The sequence below is a fragment of the Bradyrhizobium sp. ISRA442 genome, from assembly GCF_038085055.1.
GTDB lineage: Bacteria > Pseudomonadota > Alphaproteobacteria > Rhizobiales > Xanthobacteraceae > Bradyrhizobium.
Window position 1 is genome coordinate 1 of record NZ_JALGCN010000053.1, and the last position, 3,320, is coordinate 3,320.

General features: G+C 56.4%; 6 protein-coding genes. 1 reads left to right on the forward strand and 5 read right to left on the reverse strand.

Features of this window, described 5'->3' with window-relative positions; all coding sequences use genetic code 11:
- The 3 genes from MTR72_RS40095 to MTR72_RS40105 form a co-directional block, all read right to left on the reverse strand.
- The coding region (locus tag MTR72_RS40095) for a PAS domain S-box protein (RefSeq protein WP_341512336.1) at positions 1–615 on the reverse strand (615 nt) is incomplete at its 3' end.
- Between the two features lie 119 nt (positions 616–734).
- Complete coding sequence (locus MTR72_RS40100; RefSeq protein WP_135178150.1) at positions 735–1,181, reverse strand: hypothetical protein; 447 nt, start codon at positions 1,179–1,181, stop codon at positions 735–737.
- 30 nt (positions 1,182–1,211) lie between these two features.
- Positions 1,212–1,580, reverse strand: a complete 369-nt coding sequence (locus tag MTR72_RS40105) for an antibiotic biosynthesis monooxygenase family protein (RefSeq protein ID WP_280969176.1) — start codon at positions 1,578–1,580, stop codon at positions 1,212–1,214.
- Between the two features lie 97 nt (positions 1,581–1,677).
- Between MTR72_RS40105 and MTR72_RS40110 the strand changes: the two genes are divergently transcribed.
- On the forward strand, positions 1,678–2,151 hold the full coding sequence (locus tag MTR72_RS40110) for a MarR family winged helix-turn-helix transcriptional regulator (RefSeq protein ID WP_027562320.1): 474 nt from the start codon (positions 1,678–1,680) through the stop codon (positions 2,149–2,151).
- A gap of 403 nt (positions 2,152–2,554) precedes the next feature.
- Here the strand turns inward: MTR72_RS40110 and MTR72_RS40120 are convergent, their stop codons facing one another.
- Both MTR72_RS40120 and MTR72_RS40695 read right to left on the reverse strand, forming a co-directional pair.
- Complete coding sequence (locus MTR72_RS40120; protein WP_280969177.1) at positions 2,555–2,728, reverse strand: hypothetical protein; 174 nt, start codon at positions 2,726–2,728, stop codon at positions 2,555–2,557.
- A gap of 212 nt (positions 2,729–2,940) precedes the next feature.
- A complete protein-coding gene (locus tag MTR72_RS40695; RefSeq protein ID WP_445819692.1) occupies positions 2,941–3,210 on the reverse strand; it encodes a S1/P1 nuclease in 270 nt (89 codons plus the stop codon).
- Positions 3,211–3,320 lie beyond the last annotated feature (110 nt).

Genomic DNA, 3,320 nt, shown 5'->3' on the forward strand with positions numbered 1-3,320 from the left:
CTGTCCGACATCCTCAAGGCACGTCCGAACGCATTCGCGAACGAACGCGCGATCCTCCTCGAGAAATACGTCCAGCACGGATCGACCGACCAGTTCAGCAGGAGCATAGCCGAGTTGTGTCGCGCCGAGCGTATTGACGTTGAGGACAGTGCCGGCTTCATCGACCATGAAGTACATGGCGGGATTGTGCTCGAAGATGGCGCGCCACCGCTTTTCGCGATCCTCCAAATCGGCCGCACTCCGCTGAAGCTCGGCCGCAACGACACGCGCAGCCTCTCTTTCCTGGCGGAGCTTTCCGACCAGGTGCGCTCCCACAATCGAGGCAATAAAGAATGCAACAACCACCGGCAGATCTTGGGGGGCATCGATTCGCAGGCTGAACGCCGGCGGCGCAAAGTAGTAAGCGAGAGCAGCGATGGTTACGATGCAAAGCGCCGACGACGCGATGAGGCTGCCCATCAGCGAAAACAGCAAGATCACTAACAAGTACGCGAACGCCGTCGCGGCGAAATGCGCGTGAAGGTACAAGCAAGCCAGTGTTACCACGGTCAGGGTTATGCTGCCGAAGGTAAACTGAAGGGCCGAACGTTCTAAACTGCTGATCGGGCTACGCATTCTGATACCATCCGGCTGTTCTCCGGCGCGAGAGCTATAACATTTTAGGGCGCGTACTCATAAAGCCACGACAATACCGGGCCTCACGTCAGTTGTCCGCGCAGTTCTGGTTGAGGTGATCAAGCGGGTTTGTGGCGCAACCATCCCTTCATTTTGAGACCGTCCCGCATGTTGAGAGCAAGAAGTGTAATGTTTGTTGCGCCCGCGACGAGCTCGATCACCTGCACAGCATAGAACGTGGCATCGAATTCTGCCGCCTGAGCCTTGGACGCAAGGAAGAGCGCAGACGGAATAAGAATCAGGATGCCGTTTCCTGCAATGAATGGCATGCGCTTGAATTTGGCCCCGATCAGTCCGGCCCGGCGCGCCTTTGCCAAGATGACACCTGTACCACCGGTCGCAGCGAGCGCCGGAATCAGCAACAAGAAACCCCACGGTATGGTGCTCTTAACCGCTGCAACTGTGGCATGGGACGCGAACAGCTCGCTGAGTACCGTCGACAGCCAAAATGTGCCGATCGTTCCGATAGCCAAGGCGCCAGCGACAGGATGGATCAACTTGATCATGAGTATCTTCCCTTCCTAAAAAGAGCAGGGCTAGGCAACGCAGATGCCGGGCACGGCAACTTTCTGGAACAGATGAGGCGAGGCTATCGCGGAGGCCGGATAGCTGGCGATTTTTGCTAGAAAGTCAGGATGGGTGAAGGCCGCGCGGAAGTGTGCGGTGGATTCCCAGACGGCGTAGTTCAGATAGGTCGAGCTGTCGCCGAGAGCTCTGTGCAGCTGAGTGGAAATGAAGCCCGGCTGTCGCTTCATGAACGCTGCGTCGTCCTGCCAGGTCTTGAGAAAAGCCGCCTCATCGGCTTTGTCGAGTGTGAATGGGTTCACCAGGACGACCGAATTTGCCTCAATAGCGATCTGGCGGTCGATCGGGAAAGAAGGGTCGAGTGGGCGTCGCAGCGACATGAGTGCCTCCATTGCTATTTGATATGTGATGTCTAATTGGTATTATGATCACATAACACTTTGACATCATGATGTCAATAGAAAACAATGGTGACAAATGAAAAGAGCCAAGCGAACCCCGGAGGGTGACGCCCTGACCGACCTTGTTCTCGATCTATTCAGGCTCGACAGCCTATTTCTGACGGCCGGCGACCGTCTGGTCGCCCCGCTTGGCCTAACAAGCGCACGCTGGCAGGTGCTTGGCGCCATTGTGTCCGCCGAACGTCCCCAACCGGTCGCTTGGCTCGCACGTGACCTCGGCGGCAATCGTCAAAACGTGCAGCGGATTATCAATGATCTGCACAGAGAGGGCCTCGTATCTTTTGAGGTCAACCCGCATCACCGACGGGCGCAGCTCGTCGTGCTCACTAAGAATGGACAGCGCGCCTTCGAAGCCGCAATGGAGTTGCAGGCTCCCTGGATCAACGATCTTTCAGAAGGGCTGTCGGTCAAGGATATACGGATTGTCCATCGCGTGATCACGGCCTTGCGAGATAAGCTTGAGGGCAGCCGTGAGGACAAGTCGGCCTGACATGGCAAAAGCATTGTGATTGGCCCGGCGCCCGTGATTCAAGCTCCCAAACTGGGGCTTCGAATCATGCGCCATGAACTAACGGACTACGAATGGGCAGCTATCGGGTCTATGCTACCAAACAAGCCGCGTGGAGCCCCTCGGGTAAAACGACCGACGCGTCCTCAATAGTATCTTCTGGATGCTGCGATCTGGTGTATGGTGGATTTAATGAGTCTCAACCTTAGTACGCGGTTCGCGCGCCGATTGCCCTCAAGCCGCACGACCTCATCGCGCAGAACCGTCCTCGGGATATCGTGCGGACTTCGAGTGTACAAAGCATCTAACACTGATCTTGTTAAATCATGATTATCGAGAATTAGTGGGAGGTGTTTTTGCGACCGACCAAAGTTTGGCAGTTCATCTAGGAACTGCCGAGTGCATCCTCCAGAATAGCCTTAAGACGCGCGGCTCTCTTTACCAGCTCGCGATCCAGGTCCGCTTTGATGGCTACGGCATAATCGTTGCTGATCTCTACGGCATGGCCCGAATCGTTGTGGTCCAGCGTCCCTGCGGGCAGGAGCTGATAGGCTTTCATACCCAGGACGTGCGTATCGTTCGCCCAAGCGGCAACTCGTGCTTCATCATAGGGCGGGGCTTCGACTGTCGGCAGCGGATCGGCATCCAGCGGATCAGCATAACTCCGCCTGGAGATCGACCAAAGAGTCTTCCGACATGCTGTGGAATGTCGGCGCGCGCGTATATGACGTGCCGTCGGACCGCTTCGCGTGCAAGATGACATGAAGTTTGTTACCGCCTTGATCGCCGTTTTGTTCGCTTGCGTGCAACGGCTGCTCCAGGTCCCAGATGGACAACGAGCTTCAGCGCGCGGAACCTGTTTTCCTTAGAGCGCGAATTGTTTTTGAGGATCGCAATCGCCGCCGGAAGACCTTGGACGATGCAGGTGCCCTGGTTGCTTCCATCCTGGCGATCGAGGGAAGCGTCGTACGTCGGTGGTTCGATGTCAATATCGATGAAATGCCAGCGATGGGTGTCCTTCCGGTACGAATTTATAGTCATCCGCCCAGTTTGAGATGGCGGCCAGCGAAGTGTCGCCGATCGGCTCCTTGAGCTTGGCCTGCGCTGCCGGACTTAAGTGCCGCTACGCCAGTTGCGCAATGACCGAATGA

Coding starts and splice junctions, on each gene's coding strand:
- MTR72_RS40100 (WP_135178150.1), bottom strand. CDS start 1,181: ATGATCAAGTTGATCCATCCTGTCGCTGGCGCCTTGGCTATCGGAACG.
- MTR72_RS40105 (WP_280969176.1), bottom strand. CDS start 1,580: ATGTCGCTGCGACGCCCACTCGACCCTTCTTTCCCGATCGACCGCCAG.
- MTR72_RS40110 (WP_027562320.1), top strand. CDS start 1,678: ATGAAAAGAGCCAAGCGAACCCCGGAGGGTGACGCCCTGACCGACCTT.
- MTR72_RS40120 (WP_280969177.1), bottom strand. CDS start 2,728: ATGAAAGCCTATCAGCTCCTGCCCGCAGGGACGCTGGACCACAACGAT.
- MTR72_RS40695 (WP_445819692.1), bottom strand. CDS start 3,210: ATGACTATAAATTCGTACCGGAAGGACACCCATCGCTGGCATTTCATC.